We start from the raw sequence: 25,220 nt of genomic DNA on the forward strand, positions 1-25,220 counted from the left end.
GCAATAAAACCAATTTTTATTAACAAAGCCAAAGACAACAGGAAAATTGATTCATGGCAAAAACCACAGATAAAGCCCAACTTGCACTTGGAGATCATGCAGCTAGACAGCTTGCCAATGCCACCAAGACCGTTCCACAACTTTCGACCATTACCCCACGTTGGCTCACACATTTATTGCAATGGATTCCTGTTGAAGCAGGTATTTATCGCGTTAACCGTGTCAGCAACACCGATGATATCCAAGTGGCCTGCACACAACGTGATGAAGCGACTTTGCCACAAACCTTTGTTGATTATGATGCGCAACCGCGTGAATATTTCTTAAATGGTGTGTCTACCGTCTTGGATATTCATACCCGAGTGGCCGATCTTTACAGCAGCCCACATGATCAAATTAAAGAACAATTACGCTTAACCATTGAAACCATTAAAGAACGCCAAGAAAGCGAGCTGATCAACAACCCTGAATATGGTTTATTGGCCAGTGTCGCAGATGAACAGCGTATCTCAACTTTAAATGGTCCCCCAACACCAGATGACTTTGATGATTTACTCCGTAAAGTCTGGAAAGAACCAGGTTTCTTCTTGGCACATCCAGATGCGATTGCTGCATTCGGTCGTGAATGTACCCGTCGTGGCGTGCCACCACCAACCGTCAGTTTATTCGGTTCGCAGTTCATCACATGGCGTGGTGTCCCACTGATTCCATCGAATAAAATTCCGGTGGAAGATGGTAAAACCAAAATCTTGTTACTGCGTGTGGGTGAAAAACGCCAAGGTGTGGTGGGCTTATTCCAACCGGGCTTGGCAGGTGAGCAATCCCCTGGGCTTTCTGTACGCTTCATGGGCATCAACCGCAATGCGATTGCGTCTTATCTAATCTCACTGTACTGCTCATTGGCGGTATTGACTGAGGATGCGTTGGCTGTGCTCGAAGATGTGGAGGTGGACAAATATCATGACTACCCAGTTAACTACAAGTAAGCTATCTTCTACAGGTACTGGGCAAGGTGGTCCAACGGGTTCAGAAGTGGTCGGTGTTAGTCCACCGTCCAACTTCCCAGATGAAGCAACACTTTCAAGGCTTGCCTCTGAATTTTTTGCTGCGCTGCCAAGCTCAGGCAGTGGTCACCCCTCTGGTTTGAATTTGGACTTGCCCAATGTCGGTACACCGCCACATCAACCTCAGCCTGCTGAACCTTTAGCAGCGTTAAGTGGACGTGCGCCCAATATTGCCTATGAAAAAAGTTTGAATCCTGAATATCCTGAGCATATCCCAAACTATCCCGATTATCCTGAACGTCGTGCGATTGCCTCTGCGCCAGTAGTCGGTGGGGCGAACTTGCCTCGTCCACCAATTGAACCTAATTTTCCACAGGCCATTCATAGTGCACCGAATGTGCCTTTGGTTGAACCTTCTCGCCCATCGGCAAGTGAGGCATCACCATTTTATTTTTTAAATGATTTTGCAGCACCCAACACTTCAAGTTCTGAATTTGATGCTGCCAGTTTTGCAACAGCACAATCATTTCAATTACCACATGGCGATGCGCTAAAAAGCTTGTTGCAGCAAGACCAACCAAGTTTAGCTCAACCTAAAAGTACCGCTTCTACAGGTTTCTATTTTTTGGATTTGCCACAAAGCAATGCGAGTTATGGTAATTACCAAGCTTCACAACCACAGTTTGTTGCCCATGCAGCGCAACCTTTGGATATTCAAGCGATCCGTCGTGATTTTCCCATTCTGCAAGAACGCGTCAATGGTCGACCTCTGGTCTGGTTTGATAATGCAGCGACCACGCAGAAACCACAAAGCGTGATTGATCGTATTGCCTATTTTTATCAGCATGAAAATTCCAATATTCATCGTGCCGCACATGAACTGGCAGCACGTGCAACCGATGCCTATGAACATGCGCGTAATGTGGTGGCCCGTTTTATTGGAGCAAAATCATCCAAGGAAATCATTTTTGTACGTGGTACCACTGAAGGCATTAACCTGATTGCCAAAACGTGGGGTGAACAAAATATTGGTGAAGGTGATGAGATCATCGTGTCTCATCTTGAGCATCACGCCAACATCGTACCGTGGTTCCAGCTCACCAAAAAAGTTGGCGCCAAACTCCGCGTCATTCCTGTGGATGATACCGGTCAAATCATTTTGGAAGAAATACCAAAACTGATCAATGAACGGACTAAACTGATCTCAATTACCCAAGTATCCAACGCCTTAGGTACGGTAACACCTGTGGCTGAGGTGATCAAAATCGCACATGCCAAAGGTGTGCGGGTCTTGGTCGATGGTGCTCAATCGGTTTCACATATGCCAACCGATGTTCAAGCGATTGATGCCGACTTCTTTGTGTTCTCAGGGCATAAAGTGTTTGGGCCAACAGGGATTGGTGCAGTCTATGCCAAGCCTGAAATTCTGGAAACCATGCCCGTTTGGGAAGGCGGCGGTAATATGATTCAGGATGTAAGCTTTGAACAAGTGGTTTATCAACCTGCTCCAAATAAATTTGAAGCAGGCACAGGCAATATTGCCGATGCCGTGGGTTTAGGTGCAGCACTGGAATATGTGGAACGCCTTGGCATTCATAATATTGCTCGTTATGAACATGACTTACTGGAATATGGTCAGCATGCATTGAGTACGGTTTCAGGTTTAAGACCAATTGGTACGGCAAGAAACAAAGCCAGCGTGATGTCTTTTACACTTGCAGGTTATTCCACTGAACAAGTGGGTAAAGCACTGAATCAACATGGCATTGCAGTGCGTTCAGGGCATCATTGTGCTCAGCCGATCTTGCGTCGTTTTGGTGTAGAACAAACTGTGCGTCCTTCCTTAGCGTTTTATAACACCACTGAAGAAATTGATTTGCTAGTGTCAGTCTTACATCAACTGAGCAGAAACAAACGCAGTGCTTAAATCCACTCCAATAAAAAAGACTGCCTCAGTGCAGTCTTTTTTATGTTCAGGCAAAGGCCACACTCCAAATCAATCGTATTGCAACTACACCCAGAATAACCCCCATTACCCGTTCAAAATACACCCCAAACTCTAAAAAGCGTTTCCGAACAATAGGCTGAGCAAACATAATGCTGACCAAAATAAACCACACTGCATTGACTAGACACATCCAGATGCCATAACCAATTTGAACCTTTAACGGTGTGGTCGGGCTCACAATGGTGGTAAAAATTGCCAGAAAGAAAACGGTTGCTTTGGGATTCAAGGCATTGGTTAGAAATCCCATATTAAAGGCTTGGATTAAGCTCGGTTTGCCCATCGCCTCACCAGCCAAAATATCCAGATTGTTATTCGGCTGACTGCGTAAACATTGCCAACCCAAATAAATCAAATAAGCCGCCCCAGCTATGCGTAATACCGACATTAACCAGACACTTTGCTGGATCAGCACGCCAACACCCACCAAGGTATAAAACACATGCACCGAAATGCCGACACCAATGCCGATTGCAGTAATACAGCCAATCAAATAGCCATATCGAACACTCTGCCGTACTGTAATAATAAAATCAGGACCCGGTAAAACAACTGCCATAAAATGGATCAATGCCAAGGCCAGAAACTCATGTCCATACAACTGCCACATTTGATTTATCTCCATCATGACTACAGAAAAAAGATTGTATTGCGATTTTTAAAGCGCGATAATCCAATCAAAATCCAAATAACTTTTGCTTCATGAGCACAAATCAAAGTCTGGTTCTATTAAATGAAATGGCAACCTTTGTCAAAGTTGTCGAAACGGAAAGCTTTTCTGAAACTGCACGACAGCTTGGTTCAACCCCGTCTGCCGTGAGTCGCGCCATTGCCCGTTTAGAACGGGCTTTAGGCACACGCTTATTGCATCGTACTACCCGCAAACTGCGCTTAAGTGAAAGTGGTCAACAGGTCTATGAACGTTGTGTCGACATGGTCAATGCCGCACAGGCAGTGATGGAAAGTTCGGGACAGTTTCATATCGAACCTCAAGGCGTGATTCGGATCAGTGTGCCCAAAGCCGTTGGGCATTTTATGCTGCATCCACATTTACCCGAATTCTTGGCACTGTATCCAAAGATTGATATTCAACTGCTATTGGAAGACCGCTACATTGACTTGATTGATGACGGTGTAGATCTGGCAATTCGCATTACCGAACAACCGCCCGGTGGATTGATGGGACGTAAATTGATTGATATTGATCATTTGATTTGTGCCACACCTGAATATTTGCAGAAAAATGGCATCCCACAGCATCCCCACGATTTAAAGCAGCATCAATGTATCTATTTGGGCGAACAACCCAATGATTCTAAATGGAAATTCCAGCAAGAACAGAAATCCATTACCGTTGCGGTGCGTGGTCGTTATGCAGCCAATCATACTGGCGTACGCCTCAGTGCCGCTTTACAACATTTAGGCATAGCCAGTTTGCCTTACTTCGTGGCACGCCATGCCTTAGAACAAGGTTCTTTGGTGCAGGTCTTACCTGATTGGCATTTTAAGACCCATTACAGTGGTGGCGCATGGTTGCTCTATCCACCTACCCGTCATGTGCCACCAAAACTCAGTGTGTTCATTCAATATCTGGCGGAAAAATTAGCCGCAGAACCAGTTTTATTTCCGCAAAATACGCCGAGCTAAAACGATCACTTTCATTTATAAATCTGGCGAAAATAGTAAACCAAATGAAAATCAATAAAGCTTAAAATATTGATTTTCATTTATATATCAATAGAAATCATCCATTCATAAAACAATAAAAAGCATCTTTACTTTCATCCTGCATGATAGACAATGCACAAAAACAGATATTTTTTGCTGCATAAGTTATTTTTCTTCATTTTGCATAATCGCTAATCTAACAACCAAGTTGTTATAACAAGTTTAAGTGCAATGAACCAATCGATTGTAAATAAAGCGAATGGCGAACGCCCGCTGTATGATCAAGTCTATCAAGCCCTACTGCAACAGATCGTCGAGGGTAGCTATCAGATTCATCAACAGTTGCCATCTGAAAAAGAACTGAGTGAATTATTTAATGTCAGCCGTATCACCATTCGTCAGGCACTCAATCAACTTCAGCTCGAACATTTGGTTTACAAGATTCAAGGCAAAGGCACTTTCGTGAGCGCACCGAAAACCTTCCAAAACATTTCCCAATTGCAAGGCTTTGCAGAAGCCATGACCAATATGGGACATGAGGTGTTTAACGTGGTCAAAGAATTTCGCTTTATTCCCGCCACACCGCAAATTGCATCGAAATTAAAAGTTTCAGTGAACAGTACCGTGGTGGAAATTAAACGCATTCGCCTGCTCAATCGTAAACCCGTTTCATTTGAACTAACTTATTTACCCGAATCGATTGGTTTAGCTTTGCAAGAGATCAACCTCTCCACGCGCGATGTGTTTTTAGCGATTGAAGAAGATTTATCGATTGCCTTGGGACACGCCGATTTAAACATAGATGCCACCCTTGCTGATGAAGAACTCAGTGAACTGCTGCACGTCGATATCAATGCACCACTATTACGAGTGGAGCGACTGACTCACGATCATGCTGGACACCCAATTGACTTCGAATATCTCTACTTCTCAGGAGAGACCTTCCAATACCGTTTAAGAGTAGATCGAAAAAGAAATACCTAACGTTACCAACCGTGTGAATTAAAACGCACTCAAAAAGGCACAACATGAATACGATTACACTGGACTATGACATTGTCGTCATCGGTGGGGGGACGGCTGGCCCTATGGCAGCCATCAAAGCCAAAACAGCCAACCCCAACCTGAAGGTTTTATTGATTGAAAAAGCCAATGTGAAACGCAGCGGCGCAATCTCAATGGGCATGGATGGTTTGAATAATGCCGTGATTCCGGGCTACGCCACGCCTGAGCAATACACCAAGGAAATTACCATTGCCAATGATGGCATTGTCAATCAAGCCACCGTGTATGCCTATGCTAAACACAGTTTCACCACGATTCAGCAGTTAGATCAATGGGGCGTGAAATTTGAAAAAGATCAAACAGGTGAATATGCGGTCAAAAAAGTCCATCACATGGGCGCGTATGTACTGCCAATGCCTGAAGGCCATGACATTAAAAAAGTCCTGTATCGCCAACTGAAACGTGCTCAGGTCAAAATCAATAATCGCATTATCACTACTCGCCTACTGAAAAATGCCGAGGGAGCCATTAACGGTGTCCTCGGCTTTGATTGCCGTACTGGTGATTTCTATGTGATCAAAACCAAGGCTGCGATTTTATGTTGTGGGGCTGCTGGACGTTTGGGTCTACCTGCATCTGGCTATTTGATGGGAACCTATGAGAATCCAACCAACGCAGGCGATGGTTATGCCATGGCTTACCATGCAGGGGCTGAACTTTCCAATCTGGAATGCTTCCAGATCAATCCGCTGATTAAAGATTATAACGGCCCTGCCTGTGCCTATGTGACAGGTCCATTGGGTGGTTATACCGCCAACAGCAAAGGCGAACGTTTTATTGAATGTGACTACTGGTCAGGCCAAATGATGTGGGAATTTTATCAGGAACTGCAAAGTGGCAATGGCCCAGTGTTCCTGAAAATGGATCATTTGGCGGAAGAAACCATTCAAACCATTGAAGAAATTCTGCATAGCAATGAACGCCCAAGTCGTGGCCGTTTCCATGAAGGTCGTGGTACCGATTACCGACAAGATATGGTGGAAATGCAGATTTCAGAAATTGGATTCTGTAGTGGTCACAGTGCTTCTGGGGTGTGGGTCAATGAAAAAGCTGAAACCTCCGTCAAAGGCCTGTATAGCGCGGGTGATATGGCAGCCGTTCCACATAACTATATGTTGGGTGCCTTTACCTATGGCTGGTTTGCTGGGATCAATGCTGCTGAATATGTCGCCGAACTGGCTGATTCAGAACTGAACACCAATGAAATTGAAGCTGAAAAAGCCCGTGTTTTTGCACCTTTACACCGTCCAGAAGGATTGTCATCGGAACAAGTGGAATACAAGTTGCGTCGTATGGTCAATGACTACTTACAACCACCCAAAACCCGACAAAAAATTGAGATTGCGCTGAAACGATTTGAAGAAATTAAAACTGATATTGAGCAGATCAATGCCAGCCATCCCCATGAATTGATGCGCGTTGCCGAAGTAGCGGTGATTCGGGACTGTGCTGAAATGGCCGCACGTGCTTCACTCTTCCGTGAAGAAAGCCGTTGGGGACTCTATCACTACCGTGCAGATTGCCCTGAAAAAAATGATCAGGATTGGTTCTGTCATACCCATCTGAAAAAAGATCAGCACGGCAATATGGTCAGCTTTAAAAAAGCAGTTGAGCCTTATTTCATCCCAATTAAGGAAGATGAAGCCAACGCTTACAACCTGTTGCGTATTCAAAAAAAATTAGTCGCTGAAACAGTCGAATAAGGAACATCACATGGCTTTTATTTTTAAAGAAATTGCCCACCGCACTGCCGCACCTGTGTTGGTGGATGAAGATAAATGTATTGCCGACAAAGGCTGTACCGTCTGTGTTGATGTTTGCCCAATGGACTTATTGGCAATTCATCCAGAAAGTAAAAAAGCCTATATGCAGTTTGATGAATGTTGGTATTGCATGCCATGCGAGAAGGACTGCCCGACCGATGCCATTCAAGTCAACATTCCATATTTACTTAAATGAGGGGAAAAATATGAGACTCAACCACTTAGCCAAAAGCCTGATTCTGAGCAGTAGTTTGCTGACAATCTTTAGCTCAGCACATGCAGAAAATATTCGGATTGCAATTGGTACCCAAGATACCACTATTAACTGTGCCACAGGCGGCTTGCTGATTCGCGAGTTAAATCTACTACCCAAATATTTGCCAAAAACAGGCAAATATAAAGATGCCAACTACGATATCGTCTGGAAAAATTTTACCTCTGGCGCACCATTGACCAGTGAAATGGTGGCTGGTCGTTTAGATATCGGCGCAATGGCAGACTTCCCAGCGGTCAATAACAATGTCGCGTTTAAAAAGACAGGTAAAGAAAGTATTTTTCTGAGTGTGCTCTCTGGCAGTACCACTGGCAGTGGTAACGGCATCGTGGTTCCGCTGGATTCTGAGCTTAACTCGATCCAAGATTTAAAAGGAAAAACGATTTCTGTACCTTTTGCCTCAACCGCACATGGTCTATTACTGCGTGCCATTGCGGCACAAGGTTGGGACCCGAAAAAGGATGTCAAAATTATTGCCCAAGCCCCTGAAGTAGCAGGTCCAGCACTCAAAAGCAATAAGGTTGATGCACATGCAGATTTTGTTCCTTTTGCAGAATTATTTCCCTATCAGGGTTTTGCCCGCAAAATTTATGACGGCGCACAGGCTAAAACCCCCACCTTTCATGGTTCTTTAGCCAGCAAATCCTATGCGCAACAATATCCAGAAATTATTCAGGCCTACTTACGCGCAACCATTGAAGCCGATCAACTAATCCGTAAAGAACCTGAAAAATATAGTGAACTGATTGCAGCCAAAACAGGGATTCCAGCCGAAGTTGTGTATTTATTTCACGGACCTCTCGGCGTACAAACCCGTGACCTGACCTGGAAACCTGAATACAAACAAGCCACTCAAACCGCAGTCGACACCTTGAAATATCTGGGTCGTGATGATGTTGATATCAATGTCAATCAATTCATTGATGATCAATACATCAAAAAAGCCTTCCAAAGCGCGGGCTTGAATTACGCGCAACAACTCAAAAATTACGCTCAATCCCCTCTCGTTGCCAAAGATGCCCTGACTCAAAAACCGATTCAAAGTTTTGATCGAGTCACACAGATTTGGGTCAAAGGTGAAGCCAAAGTGCGTAGTTATGCCACACCTGAAACAGCCTTTACAGATTTAAATAAATTAAAGCAGAGCGGTAAAAATATCCGTGTGGTCTACAACCAAGACCGTAATTTAAAAATCAAATTGCTGGCGAATCTGGCGTGGTATGCCACCGATAAAAACGGTCAGATCAGCGCCTTCTTATTGCGTGGAGATGCCAACAATTGGGCCAAAACACATGGCGGCAAAGTCTATGACTTTAATAATGCCCAAAAGCTGGTGAAGTAATGAAATCCCTCCTAACCTCCCTTTAGAAAGGGAGGAGCCTCACGAATCTTAGTCAGTCTTTAGACTCGTGAAAAGTCCCCCTTTAAAAGGGGGATTTAGGGGGATTTTGAGATTCAGGAGAAATAAATATGAATAGTTTAGCGGATACCCAACCGATTCAGTCTAAGGCAATCCGCCCTGTGCTGATATTTTCAAAAAGCCGTGTGATTTCATACAGCTTAAGTGTAGTGTCACTGGTGTTCAGTCTTGTGTTTTGGCAACTCGCCTCGCAGTACCATTTAAATTTGGGACTGATCAACTTTGCCAATGTGCCTTCGCCACGAGATGTTATTCAGTCTCTACTTGCTTTTGCCGAATTGGATACAGCCCTTGCACATGTCAAAGCCAGTATTACTCGAGTGTTGATTGGCTTCTTACTCGCATCCGTAGTCGGTGTCATTCTAGGATTATTGATTGGTTATTCTAAAACCTTGGCTGCCCTCTTGATGCCACCCTTAGAAATCTTGCGTCCGATTCCAGCCGTCGCATGGATTCCCTTGGCAATTCTAATGTTTCCATCATCAGAAGCCTCGATGATTTTTATTACCTTTTTAGGTGCGCTATTTCCAATCTTGCTCAATACCATTCATGGCGTTGAGGCCGTTGATCAACGTTTAATTGCTTCCGCAAAAAGTCTAGGTGCGGGTCAGTTTGCCATTTTGCGTGAAGTCATCATTCCAGGTTCCTTGCCCAGTATCACCACTGGTCTTGCAATTGGCATGGGCACTTGCTGGTTCTGTCTGGTTACGGCTGAAATGATCTCTGGTCAGCTCGGTATCGGCTATTTCACTTGGGAATCCTTCACCTTACAAAACTATGCTGACATTATTGTTGGCATGTTGTTGATCGGTGCATTAGGTATGTTCAGTAGTGCTTTTCTACGTTATCTAGGCAAAAAGCTTACCCCTTGGTATCAGTTAAGGAAGGCATAACATGAGTCAATACGGTCATATCCATTTAAATAATATCGATCTGCACCTTGGGCAAGACAAACAACGTTTTCAGGCCTTAGATCATGTCTCTTTTGATCTTCAGGCGGGTGAATTTGTCTGTTTGCTTGGACCATCGGGTTGCGGTAAATCAACTTTACTCGGTGCACTGGCAGGCCATTTGCCGATTAGTTCAGGCACCATGTTGCTGGACCAAAAAGCCATTGAAAAACCTTCTTCTGATCGTGGTTTGGTGTTTCAACAGCACACCCTATTTCCATGGAAAAGTGTGCTAGAGAATGTGTGCTTTGGCTTAAAAATGAAAGGCATCTCTAAAGCCCAACGCCTAGAACAAGCCCAGCAAATGATTGAACTGGTCGGCTTAAAAGGTTTTGAACATAAATATCCCGCTGAATTGTCAGGCGGAATGCAACAACGGGTTGAAATTGCACGCGTGCTGATTAATCAGCCTCGCGTATTACTGATGGATGAACCCTTTGGTGCACTGGATGCTCAGACTCGTTTAAAGATGCAGGAACTGCTGCTTGAAATCTGGCAAAGCATCCAAACCTCGGTGCTGTTCATTACCCATGATATTGATGAAGCTTTATTTTTGGCAGATCGGGTCTTGATTATGAGCCATCGTCCGGGACGTATTATTGAAGAAATCAAACTGGATTTCCCCCGCCCAAGACATGTTGATCTAGTGACTTCGACCGAATTTACTCAAATTAAAAAACATTGCATTCAGGTATTAAAACACGCCACTCAAGCGGAACTGAGTCGGTTAAATCCACTCGGTTTAAATCAGAAAGTCGCTGTTTAGGAACCATAAAAAATGAGCTTAAATTACCCAATCCTGACGGATATTGATGAGGATTATGTTGATTATCTGTTTCAGCTTAATCAGGATGATGAAAATATCCGCTTTGTCGCAATTATGAATATTGCCGATGAGGAACAAACAGAATTATTGGCTTGGTTACAGCACGCAGTGTTACATGACCCAGCAAGCAAAGTACGTGAGCAAGCTGCTATCCGTTTAGAAGGATGGGAGGATGCGACATCTTTACATACTTTGGCGCAAGCTTTGAGTGATCCACATGAAAATGTGCGTGTTGCAGCAGCACAAAGCTTAAGTGAAATTAAACATGCTGAATCTGCCCATCATCTGGCAACATATTTGCAGCATCACGATGACTTTGTCCTTGCTGCAATTTTGAGAGCAATTAAAGAGCTACGGGCTGAACCTCTATTTAAAGCCATCCTCAAACATGTTCAGCATAGCAATGCCTCAGTACGTAAAGAAGCTGTGAGTACGCTGAGTTGGTTGCAGAAACAGGAAGGCTTAGCAACGCTGGCACATATCGCACAGCATGATGTTGATAACGAAATTCGTCGCATCTCCACAGGTGGCTTGGCGGCAACTCAAACGCCAACGCCCGAAATTTTATCGGCCTTACGCAGTTCTCTCACCGCTGATGCATGGCAACTACGGGTCGAAGCCGCCTTGACCATTGGAAAATTAAAAGTCCTTGAATTAGAACAGCCGCTTTTACAGCAACTGGATGATACTTACTGGCAAGTTCGCATTGCGGTTACACGCAGTTTAGGACAGCTTAAATCCAAAACTGCGATTGCCAAACTCCAAGAAAATTTCCAGCATGACATCAGTAATCTACGCAAAGAAGTTGCCATTGCCTTTGGTGAAATTGGCGGAGAATCAGCTCAGCATATTTTATTACAACATGCGGAAGACCCAGATCCAGAAGTACGTAAATCGATTCGTATTGGACTGGCACTGATTCAGGAGAGACAATATGTCACTTGAACCGCATCAACTGAACGTCAATATCGAACAGCAACGCCTCGTTCTCTCTTGGGAGGATGGTACTGAAAAGAATTTTAGTCATGCACAGCTGAGAGCCAGTTGTCCATGCGGCTTTTGTCGAGCAAAGCGTCTAAGGCAACAAGATGTTCAATATCCAGATCATGTTGCCATCTCTGCGATCTACTCACAAGGTTATGGAATTCAAATCTGTTTTGATGATGGACATGACAAAGGGATTTTCCCTTGGGCTTTTTTAAAAGCATTGAATTCGTCATAAAACATTCAAAAGACTTATGTATAAACCCTCAAACGATATGAAATTTTTAGATTTATAAAATAAAATTTATGTGTAATATATTTAACAAATAAGTTGAGTATATTACATGAAAATAACCTTACTCATTTCATCCCTGCCAACCCAGAACACGACAACCCGTATGCGAGTATGGCGAGCACTAAAAGCCAGCGGTGCTGCAACACTACGCGATGGTGTTTATGCTTTGCCTGAGCAACATTCAGAAAAATTTGATGCGATTGCTGAGGATTTAATTACAGAAAATGGTAGTGCCTATCTATTTCAGACCATTACCGCAGAAAATCTGGATCTGATACAGCTATTTAACCGAAAAGAAGAATACGATGCACTCTATCAACACCTCATACAACTTCGACAGGAGTTAAATCAGACCAATAAAAAAGAGCTTCTTAAACAGATTCGTAAATTACGTAAACAGCTTGATGCATTAATTGAAATTGACTATTTCCCAACCGAGGCAAAGCAGCAAACTATTCGGGAACTGAATGCGGTTGAACAGAGCATTTTACGTTTTGGCGAAACCGATGAACCCCATGCTCTACACGGTGACATTCAAGTACTACGCAAACAGGACTTTCAGAATAGAATTTGGGCCACAAGAAAACGCCCATGGATTGATCGTTTAGCTTCCGCCTGGCTGATCCAAAATTTTATTGATCCTGATGCAACCTTCATTTGGTTAGACACACCCAACGATTGTCCTGCTACAGCCTTGGGTTTTGATTTTGATGGTGCGAGCTTTAGCCATCTTGATCATTGGGTCACGTTTGAAACCTTATTACACAGCTTTGACCTTTATCAACAATCTGCTTTAAAGCATATTGCAGAAATTGTGCATTTTCTCGATGTCGGTGGTGTGGAGCCACCTGAAGCAATCGGGATTGAAAAAGTCATTCAAGGTTTAAGAGCTAAAATTACGGATGATGATCAGTTACTTGAACTTTCCAATTATGTTTTTGATGGCCTATATACCAATTTTTCTCGAGAATGATCATGCAACAAAAACAAAACCATGTACTCGATCAGCCAATACCCGTTGTCCCTTTCTGGCAAGCCTTTTTATTCTGGCTGAAATTGGGATTTATTAGCTTTGGCGGACCCGCTGGACAAATTGCAGTAATGCATCAGGAATTGGTAGAAAATAAACGTTGGATCTCTGAAAAAAGATTTTTACATGCGCTGAATTACTGCATGTTACTCCCTGGTCCTGAGGCACAACAGCTCGCCACTTATATTGGTTGGCTGATGCATCGAACTACGGGTGGGCTCGTTGCAGGTGTTCTGTTTGTTCTCCCCTCACTGTTTATCCTGATTGCCCTGTCATGGATTTATGTGCAGTTTGGTGATGTCCCCATCATTGCAGGCTTGTTTTATGGGATTAAACCTGCGGTTACGGCAATTGTCTTTCATGCGACTTATCGTATTGGCAGTCGCTCATTAAAGAATCCGTTTTTATGGAGCATTGCTGCTGCCGCATTTATTGCCATCTTTTTGTTTAATGTCCCTTTCCCCCTGATCGTGTTAGCAGCTGCAATATCAGGCTACGTGCTGAGTAAGCAAAAGCCCGATTTATTTATGGCTCAGGCTTCCCATCAAAATAGTCATAAAAGTTATGGGGCCGCCCTGATTGATGATGAGACACCAACGCCTGCCCATGCAATTTTCCGCTGGAGCAACCTCGCCAAAATCCTGATCATTGCTGCGTTCCTATGGTTTGTGCCGATGCTGCTTTTGACTCTAGGATTAGGATGGCAACATGCTTATACTCAAATGGCGTGGTTCTTTAGCAAAGCAGCCTTACTGACCTTCGGCGGTGCTTATGCAGTTCTGCCCTACGTGTACCAAGGTGCAGTCAATCATTATGCATGGCTAAGTCCAACCCAAATGATTGATGGTCTGGCACTCGGTGAAAGTACTCCTGGTCCATTGATTATGGTGGTGGCATTTGTTGGTTTTTTGGGTGCTTATAACCATGCTGTATTGGGTGCTGATCAGCTATTTTTAGCAGGCGCAATGGGTGCGGTGATCGTGACTTGGTTTACCTTCTTATTTTCCTTTGTGTTTATTCTGGCAGGTGCACCAATTATCGAATCTACACATAATGAACTGAAATTTACCGCACCACTTACTGCGATTACCGCTGCTGTGGTCGGGGTAATTTTAAATCTGGCCTTATTCTTTAGCTATCATGTGCTCTGGCCAAATGGTTTTGATCATGCCTTTAATTATGAAGCGGCCTTTATTACCATTGCAGCATTGATTGCTTTATTCAAATTTCAGCTCAATGTGTTATATGTAATTTTTGCATCGGCCTTTTGCGGTTTAATTTTATATATTGGTGCTTAATTCAATACATCGAGTAGCTCAAAACGCTACTCGATGACGTTCTAGCTTAAATATGATGAATTTCGACTGAGGCGTGCACAATTTCCTCATGAATCGACAATTCCGCTTTAATCTGATCAGGATTCAAATCAGCCATGGTGGTTTCCAATCCTAAAATACAAGAGAACTTGCCTTTCCCGACCTTCCATACATGTAGATCAGTAATTTCAACCTGTGCAAACTGGGCAATCACCTCACGTATTTCTTCAACCACAGGATGCCCCATTTCAGCATCCAATAGAGTTTTTCCTGTTTCCTGCATCAGCCCCCAAGACCATTTTGCAACCAGTAATGCGCCGACGATCCCAAGCAAAGCATCTAAGAAATTCCAGCCAAAATATTTGGCCGCAAATAAGGCAATAATCGCGAGCACCGAAGTGACAGCATCAGCAACCACATGTAAAAAAGCTGCTTTTTGATTCAAATCATGATGATGATCATGGCCGTGATGATCTGCGTCACCATGAGAGTGATGATGTGAATGATGGTGATGATGCTCATGTCCCCCATCATGTAGTAACCATGCACACATTAGATTGACGATCAGCCCCACAATCGCAATGGGAATTGCTTCATTAAAATGAATGGTGACAGGATTAAATAAACGCTCAAGTGACTGAATCCCCATCAACAGTGCCACCACCATCAGTAAAATCGCACTGCTATACCCTGCCAAGATTTCAATTTTCCATGTACCGAAGCTAAAGCGTTGATCCTGCGCATAATGTCGCGCCATACGATAGGCAAAATAAGCCAGTCCCAAGGCCAGCATATGTGAACTCATGTGCCAACCATCGGCAAGTAAAGCCATTGAATTAAAAAACCAGCCACCCAGAATTTCCAAGACCATCATCACTGCGGTCAGAATGGTGGCAATTAAAATTCTTTTTTGAGCCAAGGGATTTCCTTGATCAAACTGATGAGAATGACGTCGTTCTAGGTTACTATGCTGCATTTATTTTAGTCTTCCAATATACTCCCCCTAGTATATATTTTTTTAGGAAAAAAAGTATGTCTCACCTCCATCAAGATAAGAAAATTTTAAATCGTCTTAAGCGGATTCAAGGACAGTTCGCAGCAGTCGAGAAATCAATCACAAATCCTGACAGTTCTTGCATAGAAGTTCTACAGCAGGTTGCAGCAGTCAAAGGTGCGGTAAATGGTTTAATGAATCAATTGATCGAACAACACCTAAAAGAGCATGTATTAAAAGGTGCTGATCACGTCGATGAGGAAGAAGTCGAAAAGTTTTTCACCTTATTACAACGCTATCTATAAATACCAAATGGCGTCACTCAGTTGTTCTAGCTCGGAATGATCATGACTCACATACAACATTGGGATCTTGATTTCCTGTTTAACGCGTTGAAAAAAGGGAATGATCTCGGCTTTATGCGCGGTATCCAGTGCAGACAGTGGCTCATCTAAAAGAAGTAATTGTGGCGAGTACAGTAAGGCTCGTCCCAAAGCCACTCGCTGTTTTTCTCCCCCAGAGAGCTTAATCGGCATACGTTCCAGCAAATGCGCCAATTTCAGCAACTCTACAATATAGTCCACTTCGAACTGACGTTGTTGTGGCGTAATATGCTTAAAACCAAACAGTAAATTCTGTTTGACGTTTTTATGTGGGAACAATTGCGCATCCTGAAAGACTAAACCGACACGGCGTTGTTGCGTACTGAGATGAATATTCTGACCTTGATCGAACCAAGTCTGATTCTGGATTCTAATCCAGCCCGATTGAGGTCGGATTAAGCCTGCAATGCTGTGTAATATGGTGGTTTTCCCCGAACCCGAAGCCCCAAATAATCCAATTACCGTCTGATCAGATTGAAAGCGTTGATCCAGACAAAATTGCCCTTGTTGTAGCTGTATATGACAATCAATCATGTTGAATATCCACGCTTATTTTTCTGATAACGATTGAACCACTGTGCAAACCATAAGGCAAAGAATGCCACCGATAAAGACAGGATAATCAATCGCCATACTGCGGCTTCGGTATCGGGTTGCTGCATCAAACTATACATTGCCAACGGTAAAGTGCGGGTTTCGCCAGCAATATTGCCAACAAAGGTAATCGTTGCACCAAACTCACCTAAACTTCGGCAAAAACATAAAATAGCACCGACCAAAATACCACTACTGGCGAGCGGTAATGTCACCTGCATAAACGCCCCAAAGGAAGATGCACCCAAGGTTTTCGCAGCCAGCTCCAAGCGTTGATCGACCAGTTCAATCGCCAGCCGAATCGATTGTACCAATAAAGGAAAGCCCATCACCGCGGATGCCAATACCGCGCCTTTCCAGTTAAAAGCAAACTCTAAACCCAGCGGTGCAAGATATTGCCCCAACAGTCCCCGATTACCAAACAATTGCAGCAATAAGTAGCCGGGCACGACAGGTGGCAAAACCAAAGGTAAGAACACCAAGGTCTCAAATAGTGACTTTCCCCAAAATTCTTTGCGGGCCAATACCCAAGCCACTAAAGTTGCAGGAATTAAACTAAACACCAGACACGCTGCTGCCACTTTGCAGGACAGCTTGAGAACTTCAATTTCTTCAGGGCTTAAGATCATCATTTAGTTACTGCAACACGCTAAACCCATATTTTTTAAATATCGTTTTTGCCTGTCCGCTTTGTAGAAATTTATAGAATTTGACCGATTCCGCATTCTTCTTGGTTAAACCCACGGGATAAATAATGGGTGGATGCGTATTTTCGGGGAAGATACCTGCCACAACCACATCTTTGCTGATGGCAGCATCCGTCGCATACACAATCCCCACCTGACACTCACCACGCGCTACAAAGTTTAAGGCAGCACGTACATCTTCCGTTTCAACCAGTCGTGGTTGAACTTTGTCCCACCACCCTAGTGAGGTCAACGCCTGTTTAGCATATTTCCCAACTGGTACGCTCTTGGTGTCCCCAGTACACAGCTTGCCTTGAATTACTTGAGTTGGATCAAAACTTTTATCCATTTTTAATTTAATCGGATGCTCCTTAGGCGTAATCACAACCAGTCGATTGCCCAGTAAATTAATACGATCAGTTGGCGCAACCAGCTGTTTATTCTGTAAATAGTCCATCCATTGCACATCAGCTGACATAAACACATCTGCAGGTGCGCCAGCTTCAATTTGCTTGGCTAAGGTCGAAGACCCTGCATAAGACGTTTTGACCTCAGTTTTATTTTTTTGCTCATAGATTGCATCGAGTTCATTGACTGCGTTGGTTAAGCTTGCAGCTGCGTACACTGTAATCGCATCTGCGGCAACCGCATGGGTCTGCATCAATAAACTCGCCCCAAAAGCGACAGCACAGAGATAGGTTTTTTTCATCATTGTTGGCATTGTTTTGTCCTCAAATTTCGATATGTTTTTAAAAATATATCGCTTAATAAAGATACACTAAAAATAACAATTCGCCAGTCTTGTTATCCCTAATCCATCATCTGCGTATTTAGAACCTGAATAATCTCATCATAGGTACCATGATCATCATTTGGTGCAAAAAATCAGTTTTTCACCAATTCAGGGCATCTTCATCTAAATTTCGATATGAGCGATAGATCGCTTCATCTAGATCAAACATGTGCTCGATCAATCGTTAGTTACCGAAAAATATAGCGATCAGCCCTATTTTGCTTTCCAAAATAAAAAGACGTCTATCCAAACACCAACCAAATGATGCTGAATAGACGCCTTTGTCTATTTCTAAAGATAGCCTAGATCGCTACCCTATTGCTGTTTTAGCAAAAGATATGCCATGACTAACTTAATATAGGCATAACTCTGCAATTGATATTGAGCTTATTGACTAATGGCTTGGTCAATCTTCTTCGCAAATTTTTGAATATCACTGCTTTGGATCGTAGCTTTATCTTCGCTGATCGCTTGGAATTGCTGTGCTGCCATTTCCTGCATCTTGATTTTGCCTGATGTAATATTACGGTCAAAGCGTCCCATAAACTCATCAACATATTCTTTTTCAGTCACGATATGGTCGCCATTGGCATCGGTTTCAAAGAATTGCTTATCTCGCGCAGTCAAATAATCACCAAGTGTCACATACACCTTTCCTTGGCCATATTGTGTGATGAACTCATTGATATTACTTGGCATTGGCATCGAAATTGGAAGTTTGACACGGAAACCATCATGGGTTGCCGTACTATTCTCAGATAGTTTGGCATCTTCCGCGTTAATTAAGCCATCCTGATTTTTATCGAACTCATTAAATGTTTTTAGGCCTGTTTCCTGAAACTCTTTTAAAGTGAGCTTCTGATCTTTATTACTGTCCAAAATGCCATAACGAACATGTGCCTGCTTCTCAGACATGTCACGACGTTGTTTTAATAAAGGCTCTAAGCGTGTTTGTTCATATTGTACAAACTGCTGTTGATTGACTTTTTTATTGTTTTTAAATAATTCAGCATAATCCTGCGTATATTGCTTTAACAAAGCTGCACTGCTCTGCGCTTTATTGTCTGGATGATAAAGCACATATAATGCATAGGCTTGTTGATATGCACTTGACTGATCAACTGTTTCTGCCGCAGAGGTCACCGAAGTCGCCATTGCAGTTAAACCCGCAAGTATTAAAGCCAATTTTTTCATGTTCATTTCCTTAGATGTAAACATTTGCTAGATCGAAAACCTTTTTCTATCTTGCTACTAAAATAAAATTAATATTTAAATTCGATACTTGCGACAACGTTACGACCTGGTTCAGCCGCACGGTCGATCAAGCTGGCCTGATTGGTACCGTTAATTGTGCCAACCGCTGCATAGTCCCAGTAGGTCTTATCAAAGATGTTATTAAAAGCGACATTGAGTTTGGCAAACTTTGTGACATTCCAATAAGCGGATAAATCAAATACGCTATAACCAGCCACACGTTGGTATTGCGTATCTTCTTGATAAGAACTGACATCTTGGGTTGCAACTCTGCCACCCACAGCCGTTGCAGTCAGACCTAAGCCAAACACTTTATTCGGATCATCATAGGCAAAGGTTAAACTGCCTTTTTCTGGTTGAACTGAATTGACGCCACTCTTCGCACCATTTTTATTTTTGGCAGTACCCTTGGTTTTTCCTGCAACCAAGGCAAGGCTAAAGCCATCTGAGTTCGGAATAAACTGACCTAAATCAATACGGGTTGACAATTCTCCACCCCAGATTTGAGCATCGGCTAAGTTCTCTGCACGATAATAACCATAGGGATATTGTGGAGTGGTGCCATAGTTGTAGTAATCGATAAAATCTTTGTATTGCGTATAAAATCCGGTCAGATCGAATTTAATTCCATTAATTGAGGTATTTCTTAAACCAATCTCAAATGCATCACTGCTTTCTTTCTTTAAGTTCGAATTACCAATCACGATATAACTAGGATTCCCTGGTGTGGTTTGGTAAATCCCGCCCATCTCCGTTGGTGATGGAATACGATTGCCTTTTGAATATTTCAAATAACTATAATTTGCAGGACTAAATTGATAGCTTGCTGAAAAGCTTGGAGAAACATAATTAAAATCTTTTGCCTGCACATCACTATAAGAGCTAATCTCAGGTCTGAACTCTTGACGCTCTAAACGTAGTGATGGCGTCAGCTTCAAATCTCTTCCCAATAGATCAAATGTCATCTCATCTGCGACATAAGCAGAATAGCGCTTTAATTCCGAATCTAACAAATACCCCCCTTGGTATACGGACATACTCGGTATACCATTTCGAACATCGAGTTTGGTACTTGAAAATTCTTTTTGATCTGCAGTTAAACCATAACTGAGACGGTGATTGTTGACGGCTTTAGTCGCATCAATTTTTAGCCCGACATTTTTTTCTTTATATGTGGTCGAAAAATTCCGTGCCACAGTCGTACTATTCATAAATGAAGTATCGGTATCATTATTGGATTCTTGATACCAGATTTTACTATTCAACTTATCAAACAATAAGAAATCGTTTGGCTTATAAATATGTTGAATACTGAATTGGGTGCGATCAATATCTTGGTGTTGCTGTGCGTCACTCTTATAGTTCGTAAATAAATTCGCCGCAATCTCTTTGGTATCAGTCTTTTTCTTATAGTAGTCTGCGGTAAAGTTTAATTGGTGCTGATCAGATAGGGTCCATAAAATACGGGTTAAAACAGCATCAGAGTTCCAATCTGCTGGAAAAGCCCTAGTTTTAGAATTCGGTTTGGTTTCTTGTCCATCACGATGCGCATAAGCAACTAATGCCTTGAGATCATCGTTGCCAATCGCACCTGTTACAGATGCCAACCAAGCCTGATCAGCTGAGCTATAACCCGTTTTCAATGTACCAGCAACTGTCTTACCGTCAACCAAGTAATCTTCTGGTGATTTATTTTTAAAAGAAACTCGGCCACCAATACCATCGGTTGAAACATCTGTTGTACCAGAGACAATATCAACCGTACTGAACATTTCAGGTTCGATATAATCTCGCCCTGCTCCACGCTTGCCCATACTTTTCGGTGGAATATATGTACTGACTGTTGCATCAGCAAGATCAACACCATCGACATCTAGACCAATTCGGTTGGCATCAATACCACGGATGTTATAGCTGCTTGTGCCAGTTCCGTCGAAAAATGTCCCACTGCCTGCAACAGAAAATGGTGCATTGACTAAGGGCAAGTATTTCACAATACTGGCCATGTCCGTTACACCAGTCTTATCCATGTTATCTCGATTAATACTGGTACGAGAGACAGGAGACTCGTTTTCATGTTCCGCATAGACTGTAATCGTCGATAATGAGGTATAAGCTTTATCCTTACCCTCTTCTGCATAACTCCCAGAACTTACACCTGAGGCCATAAGCGCAGCCAAACATAAAGACAAATAACGTGGTTTTAAAACAGTGATATTAGACTTCGTTGGGCTATACAGCTCAAGCGGGTTTGCGTTCATAGGGAGAGCCTTTTTTAAATGATATTGATAATCATTAAACATGTCGATATGTATTGATCCACCCCACCCAGAAAGTGATTGATCGTATCAATTACAAATATACACAGATTTAATAAATGCGAATCATAATCAATTGCATTTTTATTTACAATAATTTTATTGCCGAATATTGGCCTAAAAGCTTTAAAAATAGACAGTAAAAAATTCAGTTCAAACAATGATGAGACAACATTGAGCTGTTCGATCAGGATATAACTTGATCAACACTCATTTTTGGTAGGAATCTGCTTTGGCCTTCTTTGAGCTAATGACCTCGCTTTATAACTTTCTTTACACTAAGCAAAAAACAGGAGTAGATCTGCTTAGATAAAATCCGATATCAGCATATCACTTATATTTCAGGATCCAGATAGATAATACCCAAATCAATTTTTTTGGAATAACTAAAATTAGATTTCAATTCTGGGACTTGTTCTACATATGCATTTGAATAATCAAGAATTTTAGAATCATATTTTTTAAAATTTATAAAAATTTCAGCAGGCAAATAACTATGTTTCCGTGTATTCGGTTTTATAAAATAATAGGTTTTTCTAACAGAAGGAATTGTAAAATGACCATCCGCTTTTAATTTTACTTGTGCATCTTTGTCACTGGTTTGCCCATTAAAACCCATTTCACCAGTTTGGTTGGCTAAAGGCAATTTAGTCCTACGATCATAAATATACCCTACAATTTCAGGTGTGAAATATAGAGTGTGCTTTGTACAGGCCTGACTAATTAGTATCACAAAAGAAAGAGAAAACCATAAAATACTTTTTTTCATTTTTTAGATCCCTTTAGTCCTTGATACTTATATAAATACATCTCTGGACTCCCCCCTATAAGTATCACTCTTTTACGCTATCCCTCAGAAATAAAATATTTATAAATAAATTACATACCTTAAAAATTCATATAAACCCCTTCATCACTCACGCAGAATTAACCGCTATCGTTTGTGAATCTTCTTCCTTTTGAACTACACACTTGAACTGCTTGATCTTTTGATAGATTAAGCGCTGAACCAGACCTAGATAAACATGAATGATTGATGAACTCATATTGTCGTAGATATTTCCCCTTTTTAATTTCTAATCTAATTTGTGTCTCTAAAGTTCCATCTTTTAATTTTGAACTGTCAAAGCAGAAAATATACGGACTATTTTTATTCGATAAGTTCTCTAAACTTTCTTTATAGATTTCAACAGACATTTGTTCGTCAAATAAATTTCCTTCATCGTTAAATGAGCTATCAAATAAACCAAACTCACTCGCGGCATTAATGTCATTTGTTTTGACTGCACAAAGCCGATGACCCGAAAACTCATACTTAAAATCTTCAACCCGCTTTTCTTTACAACCTAAAAGAAAAACAAGCAATAAGATGATAGAAATTTGTTTTAACACCACCACAATCTCATCCCAAAATGAAATGCGGAACCTCCTTCGATCTATTCATGCTCTATCTGTTATTTGATCAATAACCTGTTCTTTCGGGCAATTTTCTAACTCAGTAATAAGAACAATTTGAGCCCTTTGCTAAATCAAAGGGCGTTAAAAGTCTTTACCCTCTAACGGCTAAATTCTGTTTAGGCAATAATTTACAGCCGCAAGATAGTGGGTCATTCACTCTAGCAGCAGCTTTACCCATGACTTGCATATTCGGATCACCAGCGACTATCGTCGCCACAGCTTTATGTTTTGGACAGGTTGCCTTATCCCCAACACAAGCAATCGGAATGCCTTCAATGAGAAAGCTGCTATTTCCACTGATGACCTGCCCACCACCTGTGGTTGGACAACCAACAACGATATAGGGTGTTGCCATAATCCCATCCCTCACATTTGGATTTATGAATGATTAAAGTACTTCAAATTCAATGCGGCGGTTTTTCTTACGACCGTCTGCAGTTGCATTATCCGCAACTGGCTGACTAGAACCTTTACCTTCGGTACTTAAACGATCCGCAGCAATACTTTTACCCACCAGATAACTTTGTACCGCTGCAGCACGTTGCTGACTTAATACCGTATTCTTATTGGCATCACCAGAGCTATCGGTATGTCCAATAATTTTGACTTTTTTGCCACCAACCTTATTTAACGCCACTGCCATTTCATCCAGAATCTGTTGTCCTGCTGCAGTCAGAATGGCACTCCCTGATTCAAATTCAATGATTCGGTTCTTCAAAGCATCATCAATGATTTTTTGCTCAGCCTGATTTACTGAAAGTTGTGCATTGAATCGATACGGTTGTTGGACCAAAGCCTGAAAATTATTGGTGGTCGGTTGAATCTGATTTGGGTCGGTCATTTTACCAGTTAAATCGACCTGAGTTCCTTTCACTCTTAGTTGCCCTTGTGAAATCTTCTTCAGATCAGGAGTGATGACACGGGTCACTGAATCACTCCAGCCGCTCGGCGCTGAAACTGGGCGCACCTGAATTTTGTCCACGACTTGATCTGCACCATAAACAGACTGCATTTTGACCAAGATTGCCTGCTTGCTCTCCTCATTGGGCACCACACCCTCTACTACAATCGGCGCAGCGTGGAGCAGATGGCTTTGGCCTATAACACATAAGCCAAACAGTAAACTTGCCCAGATAGATTTCGGATTATTTCTCATATTCATTCATCTAAAAAAGTTTGTCTGAACAGCTTCAAACCTTGGTTAAGGCTCAACTGACGCTGACAAAGTGATTGTTCGAGTGTAGCAAGGCCTGCATTCTGCTCCAGATAGGCATCAATCCATTGTGCTTGGATTAAGGATACCCAATGCTCGCTCTGCATGTTTTGGGTAAAAATATCGCTGAGCGCCATGATATCCGCGCCTTGAAAACCAATGAATAAAATTGGTTCCTCACGATGCAAGATGCCAATCAGGATTTCAGTATTATTGATGCCTAAGAAGCGTCCAATCATCCCAACCCAAAATGCTGCGATTTCATAGCAGTATATCGCGTTATTGATCGGCAGGATCAGTACCTTATTTAATCGACTGGTACCATTTTTTAAGATTGGTTGCAGCAAAAGTCCCAATCCAATCATGCTCTGTGCCAGTTCATAGACATTGATTTTCATCAATTGGGCAAAGGAATGCATAGTGTGATTTTCATAAAAACCATTACATTCTTCGGCAGTGAAAATCTGAACCACATTCGGTAGGTTATTCAGCTTTTCCAGCATAATATTGGTATCACGAATACTACGTAATACGCGATTGCGCTGAAATAAATCGACCAAAACTGACTTGTAGTAAAACGGCGCCAATAATAAATTTTGATAAGGCTGCTCAACTTCAAGCAATTGACTCAGTACCATCGGAAATGCGCGCCCAGAGCTGTCTTGGCTGGCAATTAAATTGGCAGCCAAAAACATCGACTCGGCAGGATTGGCAATAAAAAAATCCAAAGAAGGCAAAGACTCATAACGCTGCTTAAACTCAGGGACACGCATGGCATGTTCAAGTGCTTCTGTAATCCACTGATCAAGTACCTGGATTAATGCGTATTGCCCTTTGGATTTCAGAAAGTCACCACGAGCGGGCGTCTTTCCGTAGTACAAAGCTGTCGTTTTTACTTGTTGCATCCAAGCACCTCCTGCTGTTCCC

26 protein-coding genes are annotated in these 25,220 nt (G+C 42.3%); 14 read left to right on the top strand and 12 right to left on the bottom strand.

The features are described from left to right. Positions 1-53: 53 nt before the first annotated feature. Complete coding sequence (locus NDN13_RS08570; RefSeq protein ID WP_005284419.1) at positions 54-986, top strand: family 2A encapsulin nanocompartment shell protein; 933 nt, start codon at positions 54-56, stop codon at positions 984-986. Then, positions 961-2,931, top strand: a complete 1,971-nt coding sequence (locus tag NDN13_RS08575) for a family 2A encapsulin nanocompartment cargo protein cysteine desulfurase (RefSeq protein ID WP_251117929.1) — start codon at positions 961-963, stop codon at positions 2,929-2,931. Before NDN13_RS08570 ends, NDN13_RS08575 begins: the two co-directional genes overlap by 26 nt. A gap of 46 nt (positions 2,932-2,977) precedes the next feature. Here the strand turns inward: NDN13_RS08575 and NDN13_RS08580 are convergent, their stop codons facing one another. Further along, a complete protein-coding gene (locus NDN13_RS08580) occupies positions 2,978-3,619 on the bottom strand; it encodes a LysE family translocator (RefSeq protein ID WP_251117930.1) in 642 nt (213 codons plus the stop codon). Positions 3,620-3,711: 92 nt separating this feature from the next. On the opposite strand from NDN13_RS08580, the gene NDN13_RS08585 reads away from it, so the two are divergent. The 11 genes from NDN13_RS08585 (at position 3,712) to chrA (ending at position 14,582) form a co-directional block, all read left to right on the top strand. Continuing rightward, entirely contained in the window at positions 3,712-4,656 is a 945-nt protein-coding gene (locus NDN13_RS08585; RefSeq protein WP_005190338.1) for a LysR family transcriptional regulator, read from the top strand. 252 nt (positions 4,657-4,908) lie between these two features. After that, positions 4,909-5,661 (top strand): GntR family transcriptional regulator, encoded by a 753-nt coding sequence (locus tag NDN13_RS08590; protein ID WP_251117931.1) that lies wholly within the window; start codon positions 4,909-4,911, stop codon positions 5,659-5,661. A 44-nt stretch (positions 5,662-5,705) separates the two neighbouring features. Continuing rightward, a complete protein-coding gene (locus tag NDN13_RS08595; RefSeq protein WP_251117932.1) occupies positions 5,706-7,445 on the top strand; it encodes a fumarate reductase/succinate dehydrogenase flavoprotein subunit in 1,740 nt (579 codons plus the stop codon). Between the two features lie 10 nt (positions 7,446-7,455). Then, entirely contained in the window at positions 7,456-7,701 is a 246-nt protein-coding gene (locus NDN13_RS08600) for a 4Fe-4S dicluster domain-containing protein (RefSeq protein WP_004654721.1), read from the top strand. 10 nt (positions 7,702-7,711) lie between these two features. Beyond that, the gene (locus NDN13_RS08605) at positions 7,712-9,121 is read left to right on the top strand and encodes an ABC transporter substrate-binding protein (protein WP_251117933.1); all 1,410 of its coding nucleotides are present in this window, start codon (positions 7,712-7,714) and stop codon (positions 9,119-9,121) included. A gap of 128 nt (positions 9,122-9,249) precedes the next feature. After that, positions 9,250-10,092: an ABC transporter permease gene (locus NDN13_RS08610; protein ID WP_251117934.1), complete on the top strand. Its 843-nt coding sequence runs from the start codon at positions 9,250-9,252 to the stop codon at positions 10,090-10,092. Between the two features lies 1 nt (position 10,093). Next, complete coding sequence (locus tag NDN13_RS08615) at positions 10,094-10,915, top strand: ABC transporter ATP-binding protein (RefSeq protein WP_241271385.1); 822 nt, start codon at positions 10,094-10,096, stop codon at positions 10,913-10,915. Between the two features lie 12 nt (positions 10,916-10,927). After that, positions 10,928-11,920, top strand: coding sequence for a HEAT repeat domain-containing protein (locus tag NDN13_RS08620; RefSeq protein WP_251117935.1), 993 nt, complete (start codon positions 10,928-10,930; stop codon positions 11,918-11,920). After that, the gene (locus NDN13_RS08625) at positions 11,910-12,197 is read left to right on the top strand and encodes a DUF971 domain-containing protein (protein ID WP_251117936.1); all 288 of its coding nucleotides are present in this window, start codon (positions 11,910-11,912) and stop codon (positions 12,195-12,197) included. The genes NDN13_RS08620 and NDN13_RS08625 overlap by 11 nt, the downstream gene beginning before the upstream one ends. 106 nt (positions 12,198-12,303) lie before the next feature. Further along, positions 12,304-13,227 (top strand): chromate resistance protein ChrB domain-containing protein, encoded by a 924-nt coding sequence (locus NDN13_RS08630; RefSeq protein WP_251117937.1) that lies wholly within the window; start codon positions 12,304-12,306, stop codon positions 13,225-13,227. A 2-nt stretch (positions 13,228-13,229) separates the two neighbouring features. Beyond that, on the top strand, positions 13,230-14,582 hold the full coding sequence (gene chrA, locus NDN13_RS08635) for a chromate efflux transporter (protein WP_251117938.1): 1,353 nt from the start codon (positions 13,230-13,232) through the stop codon (positions 14,580-14,582). Positions 14,583-14,628: 46 nt separating this feature from the next. Here the strand turns inward: chrA and dmeF are convergent, their stop codons facing one another. Continuing rightward, entirely contained in the window at positions 14,629-15,576 is a 948-nt protein-coding gene (dmeF, locus tag NDN13_RS08640; protein WP_251117939.1) for a CDF family Co(II)/Ni(II) efflux transporter DmeF, read from the bottom strand. 56 nt (positions 15,577-15,632) lie between these two features. On the opposite strand from dmeF, the gene NDN13_RS08645 reads away from it, so the two are divergent. Continuing rightward, positions 15,633-15,899 carry a metal/formaldehyde-sensitive transcriptional repressor gene (locus tag NDN13_RS08645; protein ID WP_004805533.1) on the top strand — a complete coding sequence of 89 codons (267 nt, stop codon included), beginning with the start codon at positions 15,633-15,635 and terminating at the stop codon, positions 15,897-15,899. Here the strand turns inward: NDN13_RS08645 and NDN13_RS08650 are convergent. The 10 genes from NDN13_RS08650 to tagF all read right to left on the bottom strand — a co-directional run bounded on the left by NDN13_RS08650 (position 15,894) and on the right by tagF (position 25,198). After that, entirely contained in the window at positions 15,894-16,511 is a 618-nt protein-coding gene (locus tag NDN13_RS08650; protein ID WP_004805532.1) for an ATP-binding cassette domain-containing protein, read from the bottom strand. The genes NDN13_RS08645 and NDN13_RS08650 overlap by 6 nt on opposite strands. Next, positions 16,508-17,203, bottom strand: a complete 696-nt coding sequence (gene modB / locus NDN13_RS08655; protein WP_004654738.1) for a molybdate ABC transporter permease subunit — start codon at positions 17,201-17,203, stop codon at positions 16,508-16,510. The genes NDN13_RS08650 and modB overlap by 4 nt, the downstream gene beginning before the upstream one ends. Before the next feature lie 4 nt (positions 17,204-17,207). Beyond that, positions 17,208-17,978: a molybdate ABC transporter substrate-binding protein gene (modA, locus tag NDN13_RS08660; RefSeq protein WP_251117940.1), complete on the bottom strand. Its 771-nt coding sequence runs from the start codon at positions 17,976-17,978 to the stop codon at positions 17,208-17,210. Positions 17,979-18,437: 459 nt separating this feature from the next. Then, positions 18,438-19,244 carry a hypothetical protein gene (locus NDN13_RS08665; RefSeq protein WP_251117941.1) on the bottom strand — a complete coding sequence of 269 codons (807 nt, stop codon included), beginning with the start codon at positions 19,242-19,244 and terminating at the stop codon, positions 18,438-18,440. A gap of 68 nt (positions 19,245-19,312) precedes the next feature. Further along, complete coding sequence (locus NDN13_RS08670; RefSeq protein WP_251117942.1) at positions 19,313-21,565, bottom strand: TonB-dependent hemoglobin/transferrin/lactoferrin family receptor; 2,253 nt, start codon at positions 21,563-21,565, stop codon at positions 19,313-19,315. A 391-nt stretch (positions 21,566-21,956) separates the two neighbouring features. Beyond that, complete coding sequence (locus NDN13_RS08675; protein ID WP_251117943.1) at positions 21,957-22,391, bottom strand: hypothetical protein; 435 nt, start codon at positions 22,389-22,391, stop codon at positions 21,957-21,959. Between the two features lie 158 nt (positions 22,392-22,549). Beyond that, positions 22,550-23,020, bottom strand: coding sequence for a hypothetical protein (locus NDN13_RS08680; RefSeq protein WP_251117944.1), 471 nt, complete (start codon positions 23,018-23,020; stop codon positions 22,550-22,552). Between the two features lie 151 nt (positions 23,021-23,171). Then, positions 23,172-23,435: a PAAR domain-containing protein gene (locus NDN13_RS08685; RefSeq protein ID WP_251117945.1), complete on the bottom strand. Its 264-nt coding sequence runs from the start codon at positions 23,433-23,435 to the stop codon at positions 23,172-23,174. 33 nt (positions 23,436-23,468) lie between these two features. Next, a complete protein-coding gene (locus NDN13_RS08690; RefSeq protein WP_251117946.1) occupies positions 23,469-24,242 on the bottom strand; it encodes an OmpA family protein in 774 nt (257 codons plus the stop codon). Further along, complete coding sequence (tagF, locus tag NDN13_RS08695) at positions 24,239-25,198, bottom strand: type VI secretion system-associated protein TagF (RefSeq protein ID WP_251117947.1); 960 nt, start codon at positions 25,196-25,198, stop codon at positions 24,239-24,241. The genes NDN13_RS08690 and tagF overlap by 4 nt, the downstream gene beginning before the upstream one ends. Positions 25,199-25,220 lie beyond the last annotated feature (22 nt).

It is taken from the genome of Acinetobacter sp. C32I, from assembly GCF_023702715.1.
Taxonomy (GTDB): domain Bacteria; phylum Pseudomonadota; class Gammaproteobacteria; order Pseudomonadales; family Moraxellaceae; genus Acinetobacter.

What these genes read in the sequence shown, in the direction of transcription:
- NDN13_RS08570 (WP_005284419.1), top strand. Translation starts at nt 54, where the DNA reads ATGGCAAAAACCACAGATAAAGCCCAACTTGCACTTGGAGATCATGCA.
- NDN13_RS08575 (WP_251117929.1), top strand. Translation starts at nt 961, where the DNA reads ATGACTACCCAGTTAACTACAAGTAAGCTATCTTCTACAGGTACTGGG.
- NDN13_RS08580 (WP_251117930.1), bottom strand. Translation starts at nt 3,619, where the DNA reads ATGTGGCAGTTGTATGGACATGAGTTTCTGGCCTTGGCATTGATCCAT.
- NDN13_RS08585 (WP_005190338.1), top strand. Translation starts at nt 3,712, where the DNA reads ATGAGCACAAATCAAAGTCTGGTTCTATTAAATGAAATGGCAACCTTT.
- NDN13_RS08590 (WP_251117931.1), top strand. Translation starts at nt 4,909, where the DNA reads ATGAACCAATCGATTGTAAATAAAGCGAATGGCGAACGCCCGCTGTAT.
- NDN13_RS08595 (WP_251117932.1), top strand. Translation starts at nt 5,706, where the DNA reads ATGAATACGATTACACTGGACTATGACATTGTCGTCATCGGTGGGGGG.
- NDN13_RS08600 (WP_004654721.1), top strand. Translation starts at nt 7,456, where the DNA reads ATGGCTTTTATTTTTAAAGAAATTGCCCACCGCACTGCCGCACCTGTG.
- NDN13_RS08605 (WP_251117933.1), top strand. Translation starts at nt 7,712, where the DNA reads ATGAGACTCAACCACTTAGCCAAAAGCCTGATTCTGAGCAGTAGTTTG.
- NDN13_RS08610 (WP_251117934.1), top strand. Translation starts at nt 9,250, where the DNA reads ATGAATAGTTTAGCGGATACCCAACCGATTCAGTCTAAGGCAATCCGC.
- NDN13_RS08615 (WP_241271385.1), top strand. Translation starts at nt 10,094, where the DNA reads ATGAGTCAATACGGTCATATCCATTTAAATAATATCGATCTGCACCTT.
- NDN13_RS08620 (WP_251117935.1), top strand. Translation starts at nt 10,928, where the DNA reads ATGAGCTTAAATTACCCAATCCTGACGGATATTGATGAGGATTATGTT.
- NDN13_RS08625 (WP_251117936.1), top strand. Translation starts at nt 11,910, where the DNA reads ATGTCACTTGAACCGCATCAACTGAACGTCAATATCGAACAGCAACGC.
- NDN13_RS08630 (WP_251117937.1), top strand. Translation starts at nt 12,304, where the DNA reads ATGAAAATAACCTTACTCATTTCATCCCTGCCAACCCAGAACACGACA.
- chrA (WP_251117938.1), top strand. Translation starts at nt 13,230, where the DNA reads ATGCAACAAAAACAAAACCATGTACTCGATCAGCCAATACCCGTTGTC.
- dmeF (WP_251117939.1), bottom strand. Translation starts at nt 15,576, where the DNA reads ATGCAGCATAGTAACCTAGAACGACGTCATTCTCATCAGTTTGATCAA.
- NDN13_RS08645 (WP_004805533.1), top strand. Translation starts at nt 15,633, where the DNA reads ATGTCTCACCTCCATCAAGATAAGAAAATTTTAAATCGTCTTAAGCGG.
- NDN13_RS08650 (WP_004805532.1), bottom strand. Translation starts at nt 16,511, where the DNA reads ATGATTGATTGTCATATACAGCTACAACAAGGGCAATTTTGTCTGGAT.
- modB (WP_004654738.1), bottom strand. Translation starts at nt 17,203, where the DNA reads ATGATGATCTTAAGCCCTGAAGAAATTGAAGTTCTCAAGCTGTCCTGC.
- modA (WP_251117940.1), bottom strand. Translation starts at nt 17,978, where the DNA reads ATGCCAACAATGATGAAAAAAACCTATCTCTGTGCTGTCGCTTTTGGG.
- NDN13_RS08665 (WP_251117941.1), bottom strand. Translation starts at nt 19,244, where the DNA reads ATGAAAAAATTGGCTTTAATACTTGCGGGTTTAACTGCAATGGCGACT.
- NDN13_RS08670 (WP_251117942.1), bottom strand. Translation starts at nt 21,565, where the DNA reads ATGAACGCAAACCCGCTTGAGCTGTATAGCCCAACGAAGTCTAATATC.
- NDN13_RS08675 (WP_251117943.1), bottom strand. Translation starts at nt 22,391, where the DNA reads ATGAAAAAAAGTATTTTATGGTTTTCTCTTTCTTTTGTGATACTAATT.
- NDN13_RS08685 (WP_251117945.1), bottom strand. Translation starts at nt 23,435, where the DNA reads ATGGCAACACCCTATATCGTTGTTGGTTGTCCAACCACAGGTGGTGGG.
- NDN13_RS08690 (WP_251117946.1), bottom strand. Translation starts at nt 24,242, where the DNA reads ATGAATATGAGAAATAATCCGAAATCTATCTGGGCAAGTTTACTGTTT.
- tagF (WP_251117947.1), bottom strand. Translation starts at nt 25,198, where the DNA reads ATGCAACAAGTAAAAACGACAGCTTTGTACTACGGAAAGACGCCCGCT.